This window comes from Cellulosimicrobium sp. E-16 (assembly GCF_049913115.1).
Taxonomy (GTDB): domain Bacteria; phylum Actinomycetota; class Actinomycetes; order Actinomycetales; family Cellulomonadaceae; genus Cellulosimicrobium.
The window spans coordinates 432,402-455,327 of record NZ_CP183974.1 but is presented as its reverse complement, the minus strand read 5'-3'; the positions used below and the strand labels follow the sequence as shown (position 1 = coordinate 455,327).

The following is a 22,926-nucleotide window of genomic DNA, read 5'->3' as shown; positions in this document are numbered from 1 at the left end:
ACGGCGGCCGGGACCCGCGAACGCGCCGGATGGTAGCCCGTACCCTCGGCGACCGTGACCACACCTGAGGATCTGTCCATCCTTCGAGCGCTCCACTCGACGCCGTCGCGCCGCTACCTCTCGCCGGAGCCCGTGCCGGACGACGTGCTCGACGCGATCCTCGACGCCGCGGTCCGCGGCCCCAGCGGGGGCAACCGCCAGCAGTGGGCGTGGGTCGTCGTGCGGGACACCGCGACCAAGGCGCAGATCGCGGAGTGGTACCGCGAGGGGTGGCGCGCCGCGTACGGGGACCGTCGTGACGCCGTCCTCGGTGCCGCGACCGACGACGCGGGGGTGAGCGACGCGGGCTTCCGCGCTGTCGAGCACCTGGCCCTGCACCTGGAGGAGGCGCCGGTGTGGGTCGTGCCGGTGCTGCGGAACGCGGCGGGCTCGACGGACCCCCGGCTCGGCGCCTCGATCTACGGCGCGGTGCAGAACCTCGTGCTCGCCGCACGCGCGTACGGGATCGGCACGACGCTCACGACCTTCCACACCGTCCGCGAGCGCGACGTCGCCACGCTGCTCGGCCTGCCCGACGACGCGCTGACGATGGGCCTGGTCCCGCTCGGCTACCCGGCGCGCGGGCGCTGGTCCGAGCCGCGCCGTCGGCCCCTCGCGGAGGTCGTCCACCGGGACCGGTGGGAGGGCTGAGCGCTTCTGGAAGAGGCGCGCGCCCGCGAGCGTTCGCCCCGGAGGACACGCACGGCCGGACGACCGTGACGACGCACGGCACCCGGGCGACCGGGCGAGGAGGAGCAGCATGACCGCGACGAGCACGCAGGCCCACGCCACCGACGTCGACGACGCCGCCCTGGACAACCCGTCGTGGAGCGCCCTCACAGGCGCCCACGCGCACCTCGCCGAGGGCGACGACCTCGCGCGGCGCTACCCGGCCGACGTCTCGCCCATCACGGGCGTGCGCTCGTGGGACGAGCCCGGGGTCTGGGACGCGATCGCCGCGCTCGTCGGTCCGGGCGGTCGCTTCTCCGCGCCGCCCGAGGGGGTCGAGCCGCCGGAGGGCTGGACGCTCGAGTTCCGCGTGGACGGCGTCCAGCTCGTCGAGACCGGTCGGCTCGACCCGCGTCCGGACCCCGACGTCGTGGTGCTCGGCGCCGACGATGTGCCGGACATGCTCGCGCTCGTCGAGCGCAGCCGCCCCGGGCCGTTCGAGGCCCGCACCTACCAGCTCGGGCGCTACGTCGGGTTCCGGGACGACGCCGGCCGGCTCGTCGCGATGGCGGGCGAGCGCCTGCACCCTGCCGGCTGGACGGAGATCAGCGCCGTGACGACCGATCCGGACCACCGCGGCCGTGGCCTCGCCTCGCGCCTCGTGCGCGACGTCGCGTTCCACGTGCAGGAGCGGGGCGACCGCGCGTTCCTGCACGCCGCGGCCGAGAACGTCGGCGCGATCGGCGTCTACGAGCGGCTCGGGTTCGCGCTGCGCCGCCGCACGAGCTTCGGCTCGCTGGTCGCGCCGGCCTGACGCCCGGCGCTCAGTCCTCGATCCCCTCCACGAGCAGGGTCCGGGGGCCGGGGCCCTCGCCGGCGAGCGCGTCGTGCGGGTTGACGAGCACGCACTTGCGCAGCGACAGGCACCCGCAGCCGATGCAGTCCGTGAGGTGGTCCCGCAGGCGCGTGAGCTGCTCGATGCGCGCGTCGAGGTCGGCGTGCCACCCGGCCGAGAGGCGGTGCCAGTCCTTGGCCGTGGGTGTCCGGTCGCCGGGCAGCGTGGCGAGGGCGGCGCGGATGCGCGCGAGCGGGATGCCGACGCGCTGCGACGCGCGCACGAACGCGACCCGGCGCAGCGTCTCGCGCGTGAACCGCCGCTGGTTGCCGGGGGTCCGGCGACTGGTGATGAGCCCCTCGCGCTCGTAGAAGTGCAGCGCGGACACGGCGACGCCGCTGCGCGCGGCGAGCTGGCCGACGGTGAGCTCGTCGCTCGGGGACGGGACGTCGTCGGGCACGCGGACTCCTCGCCGGACGGCCGCGACGGGGACGCGCCGCGGGGTGCTTGACCTCAACATTTGTTGAGGTTCGAGACTAGCAGGGCGCGGCCGGACCGGGTCGCGTGCCGCCGCTCCGGCGCGGCCCGCAGCCCACTGAGGAGCACCCGTGGACGCCATCCGCCTGCACGCCTTCGGACCACCCGAGAACCTCGTCCTCGACCAGGTCCCCGACCCCGTCCCCGGACCGGGTCAGGTGCTCGTCGCCGTCCGGGCGCACGGCGTGCACCTGCTCGACACGACCCTGCGCCGGGGCGAGGCCGCGGGCGGCCCCCTGCCCCTCCCCGCGCTCCCGACGATCCCCGGGCGCGAGGTCGCCGGGGTCGTGGACGCCGTCGGGCCGGGGGTCGACGCCGCGTGGCGCGGCCGCCGCGTCGCCGCCCACCTCGGCGCAACCCCTGACGGCGGCGGGTACGCGCGGCTCGCCGTCGTGCCCGTCGAGGCGCTGCACCGCATCCCGGACCACGTCACCGCACCCGACGCGATCGCGATGATCGGGACCGGCCGCACCGCCGTCGGCATCCTCGACCTCGCCGACCTCGACGCGACCGACACCGTGCTCGTCACCGCCGCGGCCGGCGGGCTCGGCACGCTCCTGGTGCAGAGCGCGCTCGCGGCCGGGGCGCGGGTCGTCGCGCTCGCGGGCGGACCGGAGAAGGTCGCGCTCGTGCGCTCGCTCGCCGGGGAGGCGCGCGCCGATCGGCTCGCGGTCGTCGACTACCGGGTGGACGGCTGGCTCGACGCGGCGCGCGCCGCCGTCGGGCAGCACGCCCCGGCCGGGGCGACAGTCCTGCTCGACGGCGTCGGCGGGGAGGCGGGCACGGACGCCGCCGCGCTCGTCGCCCCGGACGGGCGCCTCGTGCTCTTCGGGTGGTCGTCGGGCGCGCCGAACCGCGCCGGTGACGTCGACCACGACGCCGGGAACGTCACGAATTCCGGGGCGGGAGCGGTCGCGCGCGACGTACGGTGGGCCGTAGGACCCCGGGCCCGACCCTGGGGAGACCTGTTCGACCTGCAGGAGCGCGCGCTCGCGCTCGCGGCGGACGGGACGTGGCACGTCGTCACGCACCAGGTACCCCTCGCGGAGGCAGCGCGCGCCCACCGCGAGCTCGAAGCGCGCGCCACCACCGGAAAGGTCGTTCTCGTATGACGGCGGACTCCCGCACCGACGCCGACGCGCCGGTGCACGGCACCCCCGACGCGCCCGCCGAACCCGCCGAACCCGCCGGCACGCTCTCCCCCGGGACGCAGCGCACCGTGCTCTTCGGCATGGTCGCGTTCGTGTTCCTCGGCGCGTTCGAGGCGCTCGCCGTCGCCACCGCCATGCCCACCGTCGCCGTCGAGCTCGACGGCCTCACCCTGTACACGCTCGCGTTCGCCGCGTCGCTCGCGTCGAGCGTCGTCGGCATGGTCGCGTCCGGTCGATGGAGCGACCGCGCGGGCCCGACGACGCCCCTGTGGACGGGCATCGGGCTCTTCCTCGCCGGCCTTCTGGTGGCCGGCCTCGCGCAGGACATGCTGGTCCTCGTCGCGGGCCGCGTGCTCCAGGGCGTCGGGACGGGCCTGTACATCGTCGCGCTCTACGTGCTCGTCGCCCGCGTGTTCCCCACCGACCGGCGCCCGAAGGTCTTCGCCGCGTTCGCCGCGGCCTGGGTGATCCCGTCCATCGTCGGCCCCGCCATCGCCGGGCTGGTCGTGGAGCACGTCGGCTGGCGCTGGGTCTTCCTCGCCGTCCCGGTCCTCGCCGTCCCGGCGCTGATCCTCATGCGCCCGGGGATGCGCGCCGCCCGCGGCTCGGCCCCGGACGACGTCACCTCCCCAGTGTCCGACGACGTCCCCTCCCCGTCGGAGGACGTCCCGCCGTACGGGACCGCCCACGCCGAGTCGCCCCTCGACCGGACCGCGCGCCAGGCGTCGCTCGCCTGGGCCGTCGTGGCCGCCCTCGGGATCGGGGCGCTCAACTACGCGGGCCAGCTCCGCGGACTCGGGCTCGCGGCTCTCCTCGTCGCGTCGCTCGCCGCCGTCACGCTCGCCGTCCCGCGGCTCCTGCCCCGGGGCACGACCCGGGCCGCGCGCGGCCTGCCGAGCGTCATCGCGATCCGCGGTCTCGTCGCCGCAGCGTTCACCGGTGCCGAGGTGCTGCTCCCGCTCCTGCTCTCGCACGAACGCGGCCTCGCGCCGTCGCTCGCGGGCGCCGTGCTGACGTTCGGCGCCGTCGGCTGGTCGACCGGTTCCTGGCTCCGCGGCCGCGCGACCTGGGGACTCCAGCACGCCGGGTACGTGCGCCTCGGCGGGACGCTCGTCGCGCTCGGCATCGGCGGCGCGGCGCTGCTCGCGTGGACCGCCGTCCCGCCCGTCGTGGGCATGGTCGCGTGGACCCTCGCGGGGCTCGGCATGGGCATGACCCACCCGACGCTGTCGGTGCTGACGCTCGAGCTCTCGCCCGTCGCCGAGCAGGGCGCCAACTCGTCCGCGCTCCAGGTGTCCGACGCCGTCGCCGCCGCCACCGCGCTCGCCGTCACCGGCTCGCTCCTGTGGGCCCTGCACCCGACGCTCGGCCTCGCGTCGTACGTCGTCTGCTTCGGCGTCACGGTGCTGCTCGCCGCCGGCGTCGCCCTCCTCGCCCCCCGCACCCGCCCGGTCCTCACGAGGTAGAACCCCGGTCGCGCGAGGAAGAGCCGGGGTCCCCCGACCACGGTTCTCCCTCGCGCGACCAGCGTTCTCCGCAGTCAGGCCCGGGTTCTCGCTCGATCAGACGAGGGTGGCCGCGGCCGTGGCGTAGCGGTCGAGGACGATCGCGGTGAGGCGGGCGTCGGGAGCGAGCGGCGCGGTGACGACGTCGCCGCCGGCCTCGAGGACGCGGTCGTAGAAGAAGCCCGGCGCGAGGAGGTAGGCCGCGACGACGACGCGCCCACCCGGGGCGAGGTCGGCGCGGGCCGAGGCGACCGCGTCCGGCACGGAGGGCTTGGCCATGGCGCCGTAGCCGACCGTCACCGGGCCGGGCACGCGCTCGCGAAGGTCCGCGGCGAGCTCCTCGACGTCGCGCGCCGCGCCGGGACGGCTGGACCCGGCAGCGGCGAGCACGACGGCGTCGCCCGGACGCACGCCGACCTCGCCCAGCCGCTCGGCGAGGAGGTCGGCGAGCCGTGGGTCCGGGCCGAGCGGCGAGCCCGCCGCGGCACGACCGGTGCCGAGGCCGCGGTCCTCGACCGCCGCCGCGACGTCGACGCTCACGTGGAACCCGGCGGACAGCAGGAGCGGCACGACGACCGCGTCGCCCGGCTGCGCGCCGTCCGCGACGGAGGCGTCGCCCGGCGCGGAGTCGTCCGGGTCGTCCGTCGCCGCGGACGGGTCGACGACCGACGTCACGACGTCCGCGACCTCGGGCTGCTGCACGTCGACGAACGCCTCACGGACGTCGAGGTCGGGGCGCGCGGCGCGCACGTCGTCGAGCAGCGCGCGGATCACGTCACGACCCGTGAGGTCGCTCGTGCCGTGCGAGCAGCCGATCAGCACGGGCGCGGCTCCGGACCTCCCGCCGTCGGCAGCCTCCGGACCGGGGTCGGACGACGCCCCCGAGGAGTCGGACGACGCTCCCGAGGGGAAGGCCAAGATCTCCGCGCTCATGCGAGCTCCAATCGGTATCCGCGCTTGACGACGGTCTTGACGAGGTCGCGCCGGCCGGTCGCCTCGCGCAGGCGGGCCACGGCGACCTCGGCGGCGTGGGGGTCGCGCGAGTCGCCGGGCAGGACGTCGAGCACGTCGTCGCGCGTGACGACGTCGCCGCGGCGCGCGGCGAGGAGACGCAGCACCTCGAGGCTGCTGGGCGAGAGGGGCAGCACCTCGCCGTCGAGCACGGCGACCCGCGAGCGGATCTGGAGCACGCCGGCGACGGTCGCGAGCGCGAGGGTCTCGGCCTGCTCGTAGTGCGCGACGAGCGTCCGCACGAGCGCGCCGAGGCGTCCGCGCTCGGGCTGGAGCGGGGCGACGCCGCGGTGCTCGAGCGGCTTCGCGGTGATCGGCCCGACGGCCGCGGCGACCATGGACCCGTCCTGGAACCGCGACACGACGAGTCGGCCCACGCCGTGCTCCTCGGCCGCGCTCAGCCACGCCTCGGCGCCGGGCGCGGAGGTGAACACGACGGCGTCGATCTCCCCGACGGCCGCGGCCTCGACGGACGCGCGCAACGCCTCGGGGTCGGGGGGCGGACCCCACCGGTAGACGACGAGGCTCGCGACCTCGGCACCGGCCTCGGCGAAGACGACGTCGAGGCCGTCGGCCCCGGCGCCGTGGTGCTGGACGGCGATGCGCAGCCCGGCGACGCCCTCGCCGAGCAGCACGTCGGCGATCTCGGCCGACGTCTCCGACTCGGCGACCCAGTCGGCGGTGAGCCCGGCGGCCTGGATCGCGCCGCGCGCCTTGGGGCCGCGCGCGACGATCCGCGCGTCGGCGAGGACCTCGAGCAGGCGGTCGGCGAGGCCGTGCGCGTCCGCGGCCTCGACCCAGGACCGGAAGCCGATGCCCGTCGTCACGACGACGACGTCCGGCGGGTGCTCGACGAGGTCGCGCGTCCCCGCGAGGAGCTGCTCGTCGTCGGCGTGCGGGATCATGCTCAGCGCGGGCGCGTGGCGGACCTCGGCACCCCGGCGCTGCAGGGCGGCGGCGAGCTCGCTCTTGCGGCGGTCGGCCGTGACGAGCACCGTGCAGCCAGCCATGACCTGGCCGAGGGCGGGGCGATCGGCGCCGGCGTAGGACGCGAGATCGACCCGAGCGTCCGAGGTCGACCCTCCGTGGGTCGACGTCGCGACGGGCGGGCCGATCTCGGTGCTGCCGGTGCCGCTCACGCGACCGTCGCCGGGTCGAGCCGTCCCTCGGCGGCGACGTCCCCCACCACGATGATCGCCGGGGCCCGGACCCCGACCTGGGCGGCGCGCTCCACGACCTCGCCGAGCGGGGCCCGCGTGACGCGCTGGCGCGGCGTCGAGCCGCTCTCCACGATCGCGACGGGCAGCGCGGGGTCGGCCCCGGCGCCGAGGGCCTGGGCCGTGATGCGTGCGAGCTGCGAGACACCCATGAGGACCACCAGCGTAGCCGTGCGGTCGCGCACCCCGGCGAGCGCGGCGGCGTCGAGGCCGTCGTGCCCGCTGACCACGTGGAACGCGGCGACCGTCCCGCGGTGCGTGAGCGGGATGCCCGCGAGCGCCGGGACGCTCAGCGCGCTGGACACGCCCGGCACGACGTCCACCGGCACGCCCGCCTCGCGGCACGCGAGCACCTCCTCGCCGCCGCGCCCGTAGACGAACGGGTCGCCGCCCTTGAGCCGCACGACCCGCCGCCCGCGCTGCGCCTGCTCCACGAGGATCGCGTTGATCTCGTGCTGCGGCACGGGGTGGTTGCCGGGCGTCTTGCCGACGTCGATCACCTCGACCCCGGGCGCGAGCTCGTCGAGCACGTCGACGGGTCCGAGCCGGTCCGCGACGACGACGTCCGCCTCCGCGAGCGCCCGGCGACCCCGGACGGTGAGCAGGTCGACGGCGCCAGGTCCCCCGCCGACGAGCGTCACGCTCCCGAACCCGCCGGTGGCAGGACGGTGGCGCCGCTGGTCGGCCCCGCCGGAGCGCAGGTGCTCGGCGATCGCGTCGCGCACCGCGCGGGCGCGCCGCGGGTCCGCACCGCGCCGCTCGGCCGAGCCGTCAGCCGCTCGTCGCTCCCGAGCACGGACGTCCGCTGACAGGGGCGCCGGGGGGACGTCCGTGACGACCCCGACGAGCACGTCGCCGCTGTGGGTCGTCGCGGGCGTGCGCGCGGTGCCCTCGTGCGCGGCCCCGGCGTTGACGCACCAGGTGCGGCGCGCCGCCGCCCACGCGGCGAGGTCGCGGTTGGTCCCCGAGTCGTCCGTCGCCGCGAGCACGAGCCACGCGTCCTCGACGTCCGACTCGCGGACCTCGCGCGGTGCCCAGGTGACGCGACCACCCGGTGCGGCCCCGTCGTCGGGCCGCCGGTGGGCGGACGACGGTGCGAGGAGCGGGGCGTGCAGCGAGGCGGTGACGAGGTCGCGCAGGTCCTCGCAGACCTGGGGCGCGACGACGCGGACGTGCGCGCCGTCGTCGGCCATCGCCCGCGCGCGGCGCGCCGCGACGGGACCGCCGCCGGCGACGAGGACCGTGCGCCCGGCGAGGTCGAGCCCGAGGAGCGTGGTCACGGCGCACCGTCCGCGTCGACGTCGGGACGGGCGACGGCACGGTCCCCCACGTGCACGACGCCGTCGCGCACCTCGACGGGCCACGTCGCCAGGTCCGGGGCGAGGCCCTGGACGGGCACGTACCCGGCGGCCTCGAGGCACCGGCCGGTCGCGAGGTCGAAGACCTGCTTGTACATCGGGCCGGCGACCGTAGGCACACCCCCACGCGTACCGACGATGCCGCGCGACATGACGTTCGCACCCGAGTACGGGTCGCGCTGCTGCACCACGCGCACGGTGTCGTCCGGGAGGCGGAACAGCGCGACCTGCACCCCGCCCACGAGGGCTGCGGCGCCGCGCTCGACGAGGAGGTCACGCAGGAGGCACACGCGCTCCCACTCCGTCGTCTCCGCCGCCGGGCCGGCCTGCTCTGCTGACACGACGCTCATCGACGGACCTCCAGGGTCGTGCCGGCGATCACCACGGGGCCGGCGGGGACGGTGGCGAGGCCCGCGGCGCGGGCCTCCTCGAGGGCGGCGCGCTCGTCCGCCGTCGCGGGCCGGATCTGGCCGCGCTCGGTGACGTACGCGAGGTCGGGGTCGGGCTCGGCGGGCGCGTTGACGAAGGAGCCGAAGCGGCGCAGCTTCTCCGGGTCCTCCAGGACCGCGCGCCACTCGTCCTCGTAGTCGCCGACGTGGCGGGACATCGCGGCGTCGAGGTCGGCGCCGAGGCCGAGCGAGTCCTCGACGATCACCTCGCGGATCGCGTCGAGGCCGCCCTCATAGTCCTCGACCCACGCGGCCGTGCGCTGGAGGCGGTCGGCCGTGCGGATGTAGTACATGAGGAAGCGGTCGATGGTCCGGACGAGCGCCTCGTCGTCCAGGTCCTCGGCGAGGAGCTGCGCGTGCCGGGGCGTGAACCCGCCGTTGCCGCCGACGTACACGTTCCAGCCCTTGTCCGTCGCGATGACGCCGACGTCCTTGCCGCGCGCCTCGGCGCACTCGCGCGCGCACCCGGAGACGCCGAGCTTGAGCTTGTGCGGGGAACGCAGGCCGCGGTACCGGAGCTCGAGCTCGACGGCCATGCCCACCGAGTCCTGCACGCCGAACCGGCACCACGTGGACCCGACGCAGGACTTCACGGTCCGCAGCGACTTGCCGTACGCGTGCCCGGACTCGAACCCGTGCTCGACGAGCCGGCGCCAGATGTGCGGGAGCTGCTCGATGCGCGCCCCGAACATGTCGATGCGCTGGCCGCCGGTGATCTTCGTGTAGAGCCCGAAGTCCTTGGCGACCTGCCCGATGACGAGGAGTCCGTCGGGCGTGATCTCGCCCCCGGGGATGCGCGGGACGACGGAGTACGTGCCGTCCTTCTGCATGTTCGCCATGACGTGGTCGTTGGTGTCCTGGAGCGTCGCCTGCTCGCCGTCGAGGATGTGGCCGTTGCCGAGCGACGCGAGGATCGACGCGACCGTGGGCTTGCAGATGTCGCAGCCGCGACCGGCGTCGCGGACGAGCACGGCGCCCTGGGTATCGGTGACCGGCTCGGGCACGCGCCCGAACCGCCCGACGATCTCGCTGAACGTGTGCAGGTCGGCGACGCGGACGGCGTCGAAGAGCTGCGCGCGAGAGAGGTCGAAGTGCTCGCACAGCGCGTTCGAGACCTCGACGCCCGCGCGGGTGAGCTCCGTCGTCGTGATCTTCTTGACGAGCGGCAGGCACGACCCGCAGCTCGTCCCGGCCTTGGTGCACGCCTTGACGCCCGCGAGGTCGGTGCACCCGTGCTCGGTGACCGCGCCGCGGATCGTGCCCGCGCTGACGTTGTTGCACGAGCAGACCGTGGCGTCGTCGGGGAGCTCGAGGCTGGGCGCCCCGCCCCCGGACCCCTCGGGGAGCAGGAACAGCCCCGGGTCGCCCGGGAGCTCCGTACCGAGCATCGGCCGCAGCGACGCGTACGGCGCGGCATCGCCCACGAACACGCCGCCCAGGAGCGTGCGCGCGTCGTCGGAGAGGACGAGCTTCTTGTAGACGCCCGCGACCGGGTCGGCCCAGACGAGCTCCATCGCGCCCTCGGTGCGGCCGAACGCGTCGCCGAAGCTCGCGACGTCGACGCCCTGGAGCTTGAGCTTGGTCGCCGTGTCCGCGCCGGGGAACGTCGCCTCGCCGCCGAGCAGGCGGTCCGCGACGACCTCCGCCATGGCGTAGCCCGGCGCGACCAGGCCGATGCAGCGGCCCTCGATGCACGCGACCTCGCCCACGGCCCACACGTGCTCGTCCTCGGTGCGGCACGCCAGGTCGACGACGGCGCCGCCGCGCTCCCCGACCGCGAGCCCCGCCGAGCGCGCGAGCTCGTCGCGCGGTCGCACGCCCGTCGCGACGACGACGACGTCCACGTCGAGCCGGCCGCCGTCGGCGAAGTCGAGCCGGCCCACGTGCCCGGTCCTGCGGGAGACCTTCATCTCCTTGGTCCCGGTGTTGCACCGGACCGCGATGCCCATGCCGTTGATGAGGCGCTTGAGGGCCTCGCCGCCGCCCAGGTCGATCTGCGCGTCCATCATGTGCGTGCCGAACTGGATGACCGTGGCCTGCGCGCCGAGGGCCTTGAGCGCGCCCGCCGCCTCGAGGCCCAGCAGGCCGCCGCCGATCACCGCGCCGCGCACCGGCCGCTCCCAGCCACCCTCGGTCGTGGCGGTCCGGCGCTTCTCCTCGACCCACCCGCGCAGGGCGGCGACGTCGTCGATCGTGCGGTAGACGAACACGCCCGGGAGGTCGTTGCCCGGGATGGGCGGCATCGCGGCGCTCGACCCCGTGGCGAGGACGAGCTCGTCGTACGCGTGCACGCGCCCGAGGCGGTCGGTGACGGTCTGCGCCTCGCGGTCGATCGACGTCACCGCGCAGTCGCGGTGCAGCGTGACCAGCGGGTCGTCCCACAGGGCCGGGTCGCCGAGCGTGAGCTCCTCGGCGTCGCGGGCCGAGAAGTAGCTCGTCAGGGCGACGCGGTCGTACGGCTTGCGCGGCTCTTCGGCGAAGAGCGAGACGCGCCACGCGCCGTCGGTGTCGCGCGCACGCAGCGCCTCGACGAGCCGCTGCGCCACCATGCCGCCGCCGACGACGACGAGGTGGCGGGGCGCGCCGGGGGCGGGGGCGGGATCGGTCTGAGGTCCGGTCACGGCGGGCTCCTGGGGGCGTCGGGGCGGATCGGTCACCGTCCGCGGGGTCCGACGAGAGCGAGGAGAGTCCCCGGGAAGGTGCTGACGACGCTACGGACGGGCGATTTCGCGGCCGTGCCCCGTCCGTTGCCCGTCCGTAACGGTGTTCTCACCCGGACGCGTAGCGCCGTGTGAGGTCGGCAGGTCGTGCCGAGGTCGGCGGTCGCGACCACCGATCTCCGCAGCGCCCGCCGACGTCAGGTGCTGAGGCCGACCCGCGCCGGTGCCGCCGCGCCCTGCGGCTGCTCCGGGTCGGCCTGCGCGAGCCAGTCGACCAGCCCGCACACGACGTCCTTGCAGCCCCCGCAGCCGGTCGTCGCGCGCGTGGCCCGCGCGACGTCGTCGACGCTCCGCGCGCCGTCGTGCCAGCACCCCACGACGTCGCCCTTGGTCACGCCGTTGCACGTGCACACGGTCGTGCGGTCGGGCATGTGGGTCGGGGACGACGCCGGCGCGGGAGCCTGCGCGACAGGGCGCAGCAGCAGGTGGGCCGGGTCCGCGGGGACCGGAACCCGACGGGTGTACGTGGCGGTGAGGTCGGCGCCCACCTCGGGGGCACCGACGCACGTCGCGCCGACGAGCAGTCCGTCCGCGACGACCACCTCGACGTGCCGGCCCGACGCCGGGTCGCTCAGCGTCACGGAGCGGTGCGCGGGGTCGGGCGTGCGCCGCTCGCCGCACACGCCCATCGTCACGATCTCGAGCCCCGCGGCCTTGACGCGCACGACGTCGGTCCCGGCCCTCGGGCGCTCGTCGACGCCGGGACTCCCCGGCCCAGCGGAGCGCGGTCGACCCGTCGACCCGGTCCGGGCAGGGCGGGCGGCGCCCCCGGGACGCTCCTGTGCCGACGGCACGGGCGACTGCCCGAGCGGGCGCGCGACGACGTTCATGGCGAGGCGCAGCGCCATGCTCGGCCGGTCGGCGTCGACTCCCAGGCGGACGCGCGGGCGGCCCGACGCCGCCCCCTGCGCGGCGCCCGGCCTCCCCGCGCCCGCTGCTGCGAACCGCTCCCCGAGGTGCTCCGCGAGCCGTCGCGACTGGTCCCACCCCTGGGCGACGAGCCCGGTGCCTCCCTCCGGAGGCTGGGCGCAGTCGCCGATCGCGAACACGCTCGGGTCGTCGGGACTGGCGAGGTCGTGTCCGACGACGACGCCCCGGTCGACCGCGACGCCCGCCGCGCGCGCGAGCCCGGCCTCGGGCACGGTGCCGCACGCGAGCACGAGCAGGTCGGCCTCGAGGTCGACGAGCCGGGTCGGGTCGCCCCCCGCTCCCCCGTCGCCACCCGGGCGGGCCGCCGACCCGGCGGACGCCCCGCCGTCGGGCACGCGGAGCGTCACGCCGCGCACGGAGCCCGACTCCACGACGACGCCCTCGGTGCGCGCACGGGTCCAGGTCCGCACGCCGAGCCCCGCGAGGCTCCGCGCGACGACGCCGCCCGCGGCGCGGTCGAGCTGGCGGTCCATGACGCTCCCGCCCCCGTGCACGAGGCTCACGGCGACGCCGCGGCGCGCGAGCCCGCACGCGACCTCGAGCCCGAGCACGCCCGCACCGACGACCACGGCGTGCCGGGCGTTGACCGACGCCGCGACGATCTCGCGCGCGTCGTCGAGCGTGCGCAGCGCGTGCGCGCCGCGGGGCAGGCCGCCCGGGAGGTCCGTCAGACCCGGCAGGTCGGGGATCCGTGCGGCAGCGCCCGTGGCGAGCACGACGACGTCGTACGGGTACGCGCCCTCGCCCGTGACGACGCGGCGCGCGGCGCGGTCGATCGCGATGGCCTCGGTGCCGCGCCGGACGGTGACGCGCTCGTCGTCCGCGCCGGGCAGCCCGATCGCCGCGACGTCGACCTTGCCCGCGACGACCTCGCTGAGCAGCACGCGGTTGTACGGCTCGTACTCCTCCGCACCGAGGACGGTGACCTCGACGGCCGCCGTCCCCGCGGAGGTCCCGCACCGCGCCACGAGGTCGCTCGCGAACCGCGACCCCACCATGCCGTTGCCGACCACGACGACGCGCGTCATGCGCCCACCTCCTGGGTGTCGGGCGCGCGCCGCACGTCCACGGCGCACACCTTGAACTCGGGCATGCCCGAGATCGGGTCGGTCGCGTCGGTCGTGACGCGGTTGACGCTGCCCTCCCCGCTCCAGTGGAAGGGCATGAAGACGGTGTCCGGCCGGATCCGGTCGGTCCACCGCGCGACGGCCTCGATCTCGCCGCGGCGCGTCGTGAGGCGGGCGCGGTCCCCGTCGCCGACCCCGAGCCGCAGGCCGAGGACCGGGTGCAGCTCGACGAACGGCTCCGGCACGAGGCGGTCGAGCTCGGGCACGCGACGCGTCTGCGCGCCCGACTGGTAGTGCTGGAGCACGCGGCCGGTGACGAGGTAGAGCGGGGCGTCGGGGCGCACGTCGTCGCTCGGCCCGACGTGGTCGACGACGACCATCCGCGCCCGCCCGTCCGGCGTGGCGAAGCGGTCGAGGAACGTCCGCGGCGTGCCGGGGTGCGCCGCGCCCGGGACGGGCCAGTACAGCCCTGGGCCGCCGTCGCGCTCGTCCGCGTCGAGGCGCGCGTGGCTCAGGCCCGAGTAGTCGGCCACGCCGCCCGCGGAGGCGCTCGCGAGCTCGTCGAAGACGACGGCGGGATCGGTCGGGAAGGAGGCGTCCGAGCCCAGGCGCCGCGCGAGCTCCGCGAGGATCCACAGCTCCGAGCGCGCCTCGCCGGGCGCGTCGACCGCGCGACGGCGGCGGATCACGCGTCCCTCCAGCGACGTCATGGTGCCCTCCTCCTCCGCCCACTGCGTCACGGGCAGCACGACGTCCGCGAGGAGCGCCGTCTCCGACGGCACCAGGTCGCACACCACGAGCAGGTCGAGGGCGCGCAGGTTCGCGGCGACCTGGTCCGCGTCCGGTGCGCTGACCACGACGTTCGACCCGTGCACGAGCAGCGCCCGCGGACGCCCGTCCTCGGCGTACGTCGTGCCCTGACCGCCCGGTCCCGGCCGGGCTCCGAGCGCGCGCAGCAGCTCGACCGCGGGCATCCCCGGGCCGGGGATCGTCGCCGGGTCGACGCCCCAGACGGTCGCGACGTGGGCGCGGGCCGCCGGGTCGTCGATCTTGCGGTACCCGGGGAGCTGGTCGGCCTTCTGGCCGTGCTCGCGCCCGCCCTGCCCGTTGCCCTGACCGGTGATCGCGCCGTACCCGGAGCCGACGCGGCCCGGCAGCCCCAGCGCGAGCGCGAGGTTGATCGCCGCCGTCACCGTCGCGGTGCCCTGCGAGGACTGCTCGACGCCGCGCCCCGTGAGCACGTACGCACCCGAACCACCGCGGGCGGGCGACGCCGCGGCGAGCAGCCGGGCCACGTGCCGCAGCCGCTCGGCCGGGACCCCGCAGACCGTCTCCGCGCGCTCGGGCCACCACGCCATGACGGAGCGCCGGACGTCGTCGAACCCCGACGTGCGGGCGGCGAGGTACTCCGCGTCCGCGAGCCCCTCCGCGACAACGACGTGCAGCAGAGCGAGCAGCACGACGAGGTCGGTCCCGGGCACGGGCTGGAGGTGCACGCCCTGGTCGCCCACCGGCCCCGCGACCGGAGCCGGGACCGTGCGCCCGGGCGAGCGTCCGTCGTCGGGCGCTCCGGCACGCTGCCCGACGGCGTCCCCCGGCTCGCCCGTGAGCGCGGCCGTCGCGCTGCGACGCGGGTCCACGACGACGAGCCCGCCGCGCGATCGCACGCCCGCGAGGTGCTGCACCGACGGCGGCATGGTCTCCGCGAGGTTCGACCCGAGCAGGACCACCGCGTCCGCGCCGCCGAGGTCGGCGAGCGGGAACGGGAGCCCGCGGTCGGCGCCGAACGCCCGGTTCGCCCCCGCCGCCGCGGACGCCATGCAGAAGCGCCCGTTGTAGTCGATGTTCGCGGTGCGCAGCACCGTGCGGGCGAACTTGCCGAGCGCGTACGCCTTCTCGTTCGTCAGGCCGCCGCCGCCGAAGACCGCGACCGCGTCCCGGCCGTGCTCCGCCTGCACGCGCGCGATCCCGGCAGCCACGACGTCCAGCGCCTCGTCCCACGACGCCGGGTGCAGCTCGCCGTCGCGCCCACGCAGCAGCGGGTTCGTGATCCGGTCCGTCGCGCGGAGGACCGTCGCGCTCGTCCAGCCCTTCTGGCACAGGCCGCCGCGGTTGGTCGGGAAGTCGCGCGGGGCGACCGTCACCGGGAGCAGGGCCGACGGCGCCCGGTCGTCCTGCGGGGACAGCCGCATGCCGCACTGGAGCGCGCAGTACGGGCAGTGCGTGTCGGCGGCTCGGGCGGCGACGGCCCGTGCCGCGCCGGGGGCCTCAGACGTCCCCGGCGCGGCAGTCGTGGGAGCGGACGGCACTCTCGTGGCCTCCGCTCAGATCCCGGCCGACGCGAGCGCCGACCCCTTGCGCAGGTACACGGCCCAGGCGACGACCGCCATGACCGCGTACATCCCGATGAACACCCACAGGGCCGGGACGAGCGAGCCGGCGAGGCTCGTCGACGCCGCGAACCCGCGCGGGATGAGGAAGCCCCCGAAGGCGCCGATCGCCCCGGCGATCCCGATGCACCCGGCCGCGGCCTTGCGGGCGCGTGCCCGGGCCTCGTCCAGCGCGGCGGGGTCCGTCGCGAGGGCGCCGTCGAGGGCTCCCCCGGGGACCGCGCTCGCCTGGAAGACGGCCGGGATCATCCGGTACGTCGAACCGTTGCCGATGCCCGTCGCGACGAACAGGACCAGGAAGGACGCGAAGAAGAGGCCGAAGCTGTGCGACTGGAGCGCTTGGATCGCGCCGAACGCCCCGAGCGCCATGACCCCGTACGACGCGATGGTGACGCGCGTGCCGCCCAGGCGGTCCGCGATGATCCCCCCGAGCGGGCGGGACACCGAGCCGACGAGCGCGCCGAGGAACGCGATCGACAGCGTCACCTCGGGGAACTGGCCCTTGAGCAGCATGGGGAACGCCCCGGCGTACCCGATGAACGACCCGAACGTCCCGATGTAGAGGAACGAGATGATCCACGTGTGCTTGTTCCGCGTCGCCGCGGCGAACGACTTCGGGTCGGCCTTCGCGGTGGACAGGTTGTCCATGAACCGCCACGCGAGGAACGCCGCGAGCAGGATGAACGGGATCATCATGAGACCCGCGCGCTCGAGCGCGACGCCCGCACCGGCGACGATGACGAGCGGCACCGCGAGCTGGACGACCGCCGTCCCCAGGTTGCCGCCCGCGGCGTTGAGGCCCAGCGCCTTGCCCTTCTCCCGCTCCGGGTAGAAGAACGAGATGTTCGCCATCGACGACGCGAAGTTCCCGCCGCCGAACCCGGCGAGCGCCGCGACCGCGAGCATCACGCCGAACGGCGTCCCCGGGTCCTGCACCGCGACCGCGAGCGCCGTCGTCGGGAGCAGGAGCAGGAGCGCGGAGACCACGGTCCAGTTGCGACCGCCGAACAGCGGCACCGCGAACGTGTACGGGATGCGCAGCGTCGCCCCGACGAGGCTCGGCACGGCGATGAGCCAGAACTGCTGGTCGACCGTGAACGCGAACCCCGCCGCGGGGAGCTGCGGCACGACGATCGACCACAGGGCCCAGACCGCGAAGCCGAGGAACTCCGCGAACACCGAGATCCACAGGTTGCGCGTCGCGACCCTCCGGCCGCCGTCGCGCCAGAACGTCGAGTCCTCCGGGTCCCAGCGGTCGATCCAGCGGCCCGAGCGGCGGGTGGGGGCGGTCGCCGTGCGGCCGGCCGTCGACGCGGTCGTCGACCCGACGGCGGTCGTGGGGCCGGGCGCGGAGGTGGTGGTGGTCGAGGTGCCGGAGGGGTGCTCTGCGGACTGCTCACCCTCGTGGGTGGTGGGGCTCGTGGGCGCGGACATGGCGGCTCCTTCAGCAGGTCCCGGTCAGTACCCAGGACGCTAGGAACGCCGTGTTTCCCCGGCGCGCGACCGCCGTTAAGCCCGTGTGAGGTCTTCCGCACACCCAGGACCAGCCCCCTGTGAGAGCCCGCCGTCGCGCGAGGTAGAACCGCAGTCCGGTTCTACCTCGGCCGGAGGGAGTGGGACGTCAGCCCCAGACGAGGCCGCGGGCCGGGTCCTCCAGGACCTTCGCGACGTCGGCCAGGACGCGCGCGCCGAGCTCGCCGTCGACGAGGCGGTGGTCGAAGCTCAGGGCGAGCTGCGTGACCCAGCGCTTCTTGATCTTGCCCTTGTGGACCCATGGCTGCTCCCGGATCGCGCCGAACGCGAGGATCGCGGCCTCGCCCGGGTTGAGGATCGGCGTCCCCGTGTCGATGCCGAACACCCCGACGTTCGTGATCGTGATGGTGCCGTCGGACATGTCGGTGGGCGACGTGCGGCCCGCGCGCGCGGTCGCGGTGAGGTCGGCGATCTCGCCCGCGAGGCCGTGCAGGTCGAGGCGGTGCGCGTCCTTGATGTTCGGCACGACGAGCCCGCGCGGCGTCGCGGCCGCGATCCCCAGGTTCACGTAGTGCTTGTAGACGATCTCCTGCGCGGCGTCGTCCCAGCTCGCGTTGATCTCCGGGTGGCGGCGCACGGCGAGGAGCAGCGCCTTGGCGGTGACGAGCAGGGGTGTGACGCGCACGTCCGCGAACTCCCGGTCCTCGCGCAGCGTGTGCACGAGCCGCATGGTCTTGGTGACGTCGACGGTGTGGAAGACCGTGACGTGCGGCGCGGTGAACGCGCTCGTCACCATCGCCTCGGCGGTGCGCTTGCGCACCGACTTCACGGGGACGCGCGTCTGGCGGCCGTCGGGGGTGACGGCGCCGGTCGCGAGCCACGGCTGGTCGTCGTCGGCGTACGTCGCCAGCGGCTTCGCCTTCGCCTGCTCGTGGTACGCCTGCACGTCCTCGCGCGTGACGATCCCGCCCGGCCCGGTGCCCGCGACGCTCGCGAGGTCGACGCCCAGGTCCTTGGCGAGCTTGCGCACCGGCGGCTTCGCGAGCACGGGCAGGTGCACGTGCCCGACGGCGGCGGGCGCGGGGGTCGGCGTGCTCGCCGCGGGCACGGCGGCGGGTGCCGGGGAAGGAGCCGGGGCGGCTGCGGCGGGCGCGGCGGCCGGGGCCGCGTCCGGAGCGCGGCGGCGACGACGGGCCGTGCCCGGCTCGACCGTCCCGTACCCCACGAGCACGGAGCCGGAGCCACCGGCCGCGGTGGTCGCCGCGCCCGCCGAACCGGCACCCGTAGGCGAGGCGGGCGCCGGGGCCGCGTCCGCGCCGTCGGGCACGACGGCGGCCGGAGCGCTCGGCGCCGGCGCCGCGCCGGACGGGTCGGTGTCCACGACGATGATCGGCACGCCGACCTCGACCGTCGTCCCCTCGGGCGCGAGGATCTCCGTGACCACGCCTGTGTACGGCGACGGGAGCTCGACGAGCGACTTGGCCGTCTCGATCTCGACGATCGTCTGGTTGACCGTCACGGCGTCGCCGACGGCGACGTGCCAGTGCACGATCTCGGCCTCGGTGAGGCCCTCGCCCGCGTCGGGGAGGTTGAACTTCTCGAAGGTGGGCACTGCGTGGTCCTCCTGGTGGTCCCGGTCGGCGCTGTCGAGGTCGCGTCGGACCCGCGTCAGAACGCGAACGCGCGGTCGACCGCGTCGAGCACGCGGTCGAGGCTCGGCAGGTAGTCGTGCTCGATCTTGGCGACGGGGTACGGCGTGTGGAACCCGCCGACGCGCAGCACGGGCGCCTCCAGCGAGTAGAAGCACTCCTCGGTCACGCGGGCCGCGACCTCGGCGCCGGAGCCCAGGTAGGTCGGGGCCTCGTGCACGACGACGCAGCGCCCGGTCCGGCGCACGGAGTCCACCACGGTCGCGGTGTCGAGCGGGGAGATGGAGCGCAGGTCCACGACCTCGACGCTGCGTCCCTCCTGCTCGGCCGCGGCGGCGGCGCGCAGCGCGGTCGCGACGGTCGGGCCGTAGGCGACGAGCGTGAGGTCGGTCCCGGGGCGGACGACGCGTGCGCGGTCGAGCACGGTCGCGCCCTCGCCACGTCCGGCGGTCTCGACCGGCCCCTTCTCCCAGTAGCGGCCCTTGGGCTCGAAGAAGAGCACGGGGTCGGGCGAGGCGATGGCCTCCTGGATCATCGTGTACGCGTCCTGCGGCGTGGACGGCGACACGACGCGCAAGCCCGCCGTGTGCGCGAACAGCGCCTCGGGGCTCTCGCTGTGGTGCTCGACGGCGCCGATCCCGCCGCCGTACGGCACGCGGATCACGACGGGCACCTGGAGCTTGCCGCCCGACCGGTAGCCCATCTTGGCGAGCTGCGTCGTGATCTGGTCGTACGCCGGGAAGATGAAGCCGTCGAACTGGATCTCGCAGACCGGGCGGTAGCCGCGCAGCGCGAGGCCGATCGCGGTACCGAGGATGCCGGACTCCGCGAGCGGGGTGTCGACCACCCGGTCCTCGCCGAAGTCCTTCTGGAGCCCGTCCGTCACGCGGAACACGCCGCCGAGCGCGCCGATGTCCTCGCCCATGAGCAGGACCTTCGGGTCGGTCTCGAGCGACCGGCGCAGGCCCTCGTTGATCGCGCGGGCGAGGGTCAGGGTCTTGTTCTCGCTCATCGGGCCACCTCCGCGGCCGGCTCCTCGAAGGACTCCTGGTAGTCGGCGAACCACGCCCTCTCGCGCTCGACCACGGCGTTCGGGGTCGCGTAGACGTGGTCGAACATGGTGGACGGGTCGGGCGCGGCGAGCGCGCGGACCTCGTCGCGCAGCCGCTCGCCGAGCGCGTCGGCCTCGGCCGCGACGTCGGCGGCGAACGCGTCGTCCCACGCGTCCTCGGTGCGGAGCAGGTTCTCGAGCCGGTCGATCGGGTCGCGACGGCGCCAGTACTCCTCCTGGGCCCGCGAGCGGTACTTGGTCGGGTCGTCCGACGTCGTGTGCGCGCCCATGCGGTACGTGAACGCCTCGACGAAGGTCGGGCCGCCGCCGGACCGCGCCCGCTCGAGGGCCTCCGCGGTCACCGCGTAGCACGCGAGCACGTCGTTGCCGTCGACCCGCACGCTCGGGACGCCGAACCCGCCGCCGCGGCGGTACAGCGGCACGCGCGACTGCTTGGTCGTCGGCTCGGAGATCGCCCACTGGTTGTTCTGGCAGAAGAACACGACGGGCGCGTTGTTCACCGCGGCGAACACGAGCGCCTCGTTGACGTCGCCCTGCGACGTCGCGCCGTCGCCGAAGTACGTGACGACGGCCGTGTCGCGCTCCGGGTCGCCCGACCCGACGAGGCCGTCGCGCTGGACGCCCATCGCGTACCCGGTCGCATGCAGCGCGTGCGACCCGATGACGAGCGTGTACAGGTGCACGTTGTGCTCCGTCGGGTCCCACCCCCCGTGGTCGACGCCACGGAAGAGGCGCAGGCGCGCCGTCGGGTCGATGCCGCGCACGTGCGAGACGCCGTGCTCGCGGTAGGAGGGGAAGACGTAGTCCTGCGGCGCGAGCGCGCGGCCGGAGCCGATCTGCGCGGCCTCCTGGCCCTTCGACTGCGCGAACAGGCCGAGCTCGCCCTGGCGCTGGAGCGACGTCGCCTCGTCGTCGAAGCGGCGGGTGAGCACCATGTCGCGGTAGAGCCCGCGCAGGGCGGCGGCGTCCAGGTGGGCGACGCGCTCGCGGTAGCCGTCGGTCTCGGGCGTCGTGACGCGAGCACCGGCCGGCGTCACGAGCTGGAGCAGGGGGGCGTCGTCGGGACCGCCGGCGACGTCGGGGAGGTCGGGGGGCGTGCTCGCGCCGTCCCGCGCGGCGGTTCTCGCGTCGTTCTCGGTCACGCGACTCTCCTTCGGTGCGGCCCGGCCGTGCGGCCGGCCCGCTCGGGGGCAGGAGGCGCCCGGTCGGGGCGCCGTCGGAACCTACGTCTCCGTAGCCTACGCAAGCGTAGGCTACGACACCGTAGGTTCGGCTGCCGACGTGTCGCCCAACATCCGTCCCGGCGGGCTGTAGGGAACCTCCAATCCCCACCGGACGACCCCCGCGCCAGCGGGGGCTCGCCCTACCGCGGGTACGCGCCGCCCGCGCGCAGCGCGTCGCGCTCGCGCAGCACGGGCCAGCGCGAGAACGCGAACACGAGGAACATGACGACGTTGAGGATCGGCACGAGGCCGACGAGGATCCACCAGCCCGAGTAGCCGGCCTTCTGGATGATCCGGACGTAGGCGATGAAGAAGATCACCGCCACCGCGACGTAGAGGACCAACGCGGCGGTGCCGAAGGCCCAGCCGTACTCGTCGACGAGCTGGTCGGTATCGATGGTGTCCATGGACGCGAGTGTTCTCGCGCGACCGGCACCCGGCAACAGGTGCAGGTCAGGTGCCCTAGCCGGCCGGACGGTCCTCGAGCCAGGTGGCGCTCACGCGAAGGAAGAGGTCCGTCGCCTCCGGCTCGCCGACGCTCACGCGCAGGCCCTCGCCCGCGAACGGGCGCACGATCGCCCCCGCCGCACGGGCTTCCTCCGCCCGCTGCATCGTGCGCTCACCCAGGTCGAACCACACGAAGTTCGCCTGCGACTCCGGCAGCACCCAGCCCTGGTCGCGCAGGCCCTCGACGAGGCGCGCGCGGTCGGTGACGAGGTGCTCGACCCGCTGGAGCATCTCGTCGCGCGCGGCGAGCGACGCGATGGCCGCGCGCTGCGCGACGTGGGAGACGCCGAACGGCGTCGACACGGCGCGGATCCCCGCCGCGAGCCGCGGGCGCGCGACGGCGTAGCCCACGCGCAGGCCGGCCAGGCCGTAGGCCTTGGAGAACGTCCGGAGCAGCACGACGTTCGGGTGCTGCGCGTGAACGGCGAGGCCGTCGGGCGCCCCGGGGTCGCGCACGAACTCGAGGTACGCCTCGTCGAGCACGACGAGCACGTCCGACGGGACGGCCGCGAGGAACGTCTCGAGCTCCTCGCGGTGCACGACCGGGCCGGTCGGGTTGTTCGGCGTGCAGACCATCACGACCCGCGTGCGCTCGGTGATCGCGGCGGCCATGGCGGGAAGGTCGAGCCGACCGACGTCGGCCCCGCTCCGCAGCGGCACCTGGACCGACGTCCCGCCCGCGACGGCGACCGCGATCGGGTACGCCTCGAACGACCGCCACGGGTACACGACCTCGTCGCCCGGCTCGACGACCGTCTGCAGCACGTGGGCGAGCACCGCGACCGAGCCGTTGCCCACCACGACCTGGTCGGCACCGACGCCCAGGTCGGCCGCGAGCGCCTCGGTGAGCTCGGTCGCGTACATGTCCGGGTAGCGGTTCACGTCCGCCGCGGCGTCGGCGATCGCCGCGACGACCGACGGCAGCGGCGGGTACGGGTTCTCGTTGGAGGAGAGCTTGAACGCCGCCGCGCCCGGGGCGACGCGAGCCCCGGGGACGTAGGCCGGCAGCGCGGCGACGGCGGGACGCAGGGGGACGCGGGGTTCGTGGGCCACGGTCCTCGATCATGCCACCTGCCCGACGCGGCCTCGGCGGCGCACGGCCCGGCGCCGTGCCCTCCCGCCGC

Annotated in this window: 18 protein-coding genes; 4 read left to right on the top strand and 14 right to left on the bottom strand. The window is 75.6% G+C overall.

Going from position 1 to position 22,926, the window contains the following annotated elements; translation table 11 throughout:
• The first annotated feature begins 54 nt into the window (after positions 1–54).
• Both ACN9MS_RS02030 and ACN9MS_RS02025 read left to right on the top strand, forming a co-directional pair.
• Positions 55–690 carry a nitroreductase family protein gene (locus ACN9MS_RS02030; RefSeq protein WP_426310498.1) on the top strand — a complete coding sequence of 212 codons (636 nt, stop codon included), beginning with the start codon at positions 55–57 and terminating at the stop codon, positions 688–690.
• Positions 691–799: 109 nt separating this feature from the next.
• Positions 800–1,522 (top strand): GNAT family N-acetyltransferase, encoded by a 723-nt coding sequence (locus ACN9MS_RS02025; protein ID WP_426310497.1) that lies wholly within the window; start codon positions 800–802, stop codon positions 1,520–1,522.
• 10 nt (positions 1,523–1,532) lie between these two features.
• On the opposite strand, the gene soxR is transcribed toward ACN9MS_RS02025, so the two are convergent.
• On the bottom strand, positions 1,533–2,003 hold the full coding sequence (soxR, locus tag ACN9MS_RS02020) for a redox-sensitive transcriptional activator SoxR (RefSeq protein ID WP_426310496.1): 471 nt from the start codon (positions 2,001–2,003) through the stop codon (positions 1,533–1,535).
• Positions 2,004–2,151: 148 nt separating this feature from the next.
• On the opposite strand from soxR, the gene ACN9MS_RS02015 reads away from it, so the two are divergent.
• Together ACN9MS_RS02015 and ACN9MS_RS02010 are read left to right on the top strand one after the other, a co-directional pair.
• Positions 2,152–3,192, top strand: a complete 1,041-nt coding sequence (locus ACN9MS_RS02015) for an alcohol dehydrogenase catalytic domain-containing protein (protein ID WP_426310495.1) — start codon at positions 2,152–2,154, stop codon at positions 3,190–3,192.
• Positions 3,189–4,697, top strand: a complete 1,509-nt coding sequence (locus ACN9MS_RS02010; RefSeq protein ID WP_426310494.1) for an MFS transporter — start codon at positions 3,189–3,191, stop codon at positions 4,695–4,697. The genes ACN9MS_RS02015 and ACN9MS_RS02010 overlap by 4 nt, the downstream gene beginning before the upstream one ends.
• 96 nt (positions 4,698–4,793) lie before the next feature.
• Here ACN9MS_RS02010 and ACN9MS_RS02005 read toward each other — a convergent pair whose 3' ends face one another.
• From ACN9MS_RS02005 to hisC, 13 genes are all read right to left on the bottom strand, one after another.
• Complete coding sequence (locus ACN9MS_RS02005) at positions 4,794–5,669, bottom strand: sirohydrochlorin chelatase (protein ID WP_426310493.1); 876 nt, start codon at positions 5,667–5,669, stop codon at positions 4,794–4,796.
• Positions 5,666–6,757 carry a uroporphyrinogen-III synthase gene (locus ACN9MS_RS02000; protein WP_426311799.1) on the bottom strand — a complete coding sequence of 364 codons (1,092 nt, stop codon included), beginning with the start codon at positions 6,755–6,757 and terminating at the stop codon, positions 5,666–5,668. The genes ACN9MS_RS02005 and ACN9MS_RS02000 overlap by 4 nt, the downstream gene beginning before the upstream one ends.
• Positions 6,758–6,882: 125 nt before the next feature.
• Positions 6,883–8,244 carry a uroporphyrinogen-III C-methyltransferase gene (gene cobA, locus ACN9MS_RS01995; RefSeq protein ID WP_426310492.1) on the bottom strand — a complete coding sequence of 454 codons (1,362 nt, stop codon included), beginning with the start codon at positions 8,242–8,244 and terminating at the stop codon, positions 6,883–6,885.
• A complete protein-coding gene (nirD, locus tag ACN9MS_RS01990; RefSeq protein WP_426310491.1) occupies positions 8,241–8,672 on the bottom strand; it encodes a nitrite reductase small subunit NirD in 432 nt (143 codons plus the stop codon). Before nirD ends, cobA begins: the two co-directional genes overlap by 4 nt.
• On the bottom strand, positions 8,669–11,320 hold the full coding sequence (nirB, locus tag ACN9MS_RS01985; protein ID WP_426311798.1) for a nitrite reductase large subunit NirB: 2,652 nt from the start codon (positions 11,318–11,320) through the stop codon (positions 8,669–8,671). Before nirB ends, nirD begins: the two co-directional genes overlap by 4 nt.
• Positions 11,321–11,628: 308 nt before the next feature.
• The gene (locus tag ACN9MS_RS01980; RefSeq protein ID WP_426310490.1) at positions 11,629–13,449 is read right to left on the bottom strand and encodes an FAD-dependent oxidoreductase; all 1,821 of its coding nucleotides are present in this window, start codon (positions 13,447–13,449) and stop codon (positions 11,629–11,631) included.
• Positions 13,446–15,680: a molybdopterin oxidoreductase family protein gene (locus ACN9MS_RS01975; protein WP_426310489.1), complete on the bottom strand. Its 2,235-nt coding sequence runs from the start codon at positions 15,678–15,680 to the stop codon at positions 13,446–13,448. Before ACN9MS_RS01975 ends, ACN9MS_RS01980 begins: the two co-directional genes overlap by 4 nt.
• Positions 15,681–15,812: 132 nt before the next feature.
• Positions 15,813–17,312, bottom strand: coding sequence for an MFS transporter (locus ACN9MS_RS01970; protein WP_426310488.1), 1,500 nt, complete (start codon positions 17,310–17,312; stop codon positions 15,813–15,815).
• A gap of 187 nt (positions 17,313–17,499) precedes the next feature.
• Entirely contained in the window at positions 17,500–18,963 is a 1,464-nt protein-coding gene (locus tag ACN9MS_RS01965) for a dihydrolipoamide acetyltransferase family protein (RefSeq protein ID WP_426310487.1), read from the bottom strand.
• Positions 18,964–19,019: 56 nt separating this feature from the next.
• On the bottom strand, positions 19,020–20,012 hold the full coding sequence (locus ACN9MS_RS01960) for an alpha-ketoacid dehydrogenase subunit beta (protein WP_426310486.1): 993 nt from the start codon (positions 20,010–20,012) through the stop codon (positions 19,020–19,022).
• A complete protein-coding gene (gene pdhA, locus ACN9MS_RS01955; protein ID WP_426311797.1) occupies positions 20,009–21,121 on the bottom strand; it encodes a pyruvate dehydrogenase (acetyl-transferring) E1 component subunit alpha in 1,113 nt (370 codons plus the stop codon). Before pdhA ends, ACN9MS_RS01960 begins: the two co-directional genes overlap by 4 nt.
• A gap of 314 nt (positions 21,122–21,435) precedes the next feature.
• The gene (locus ACN9MS_RS01950) at positions 21,436–21,702 is read right to left on the bottom strand and encodes a DUF805 domain-containing protein (protein ID WP_264029743.1); all 267 of its coding nucleotides are present in this window, start codon (positions 21,700–21,702) and stop codon (positions 21,436–21,438) included.
• Between the two features lie 55 nt (positions 21,703–21,757).
• The gene (gene hisC, locus ACN9MS_RS01945) at positions 21,758–22,855 is read right to left on the bottom strand and encodes a histidinol-phosphate transaminase (RefSeq protein WP_426310485.1); all 1,098 of its coding nucleotides are present in this window, start codon (positions 22,853–22,855) and stop codon (positions 21,758–21,760) included.
• Between the last annotated feature and the right edge of the window lie 71 nt (positions 22,856–22,926).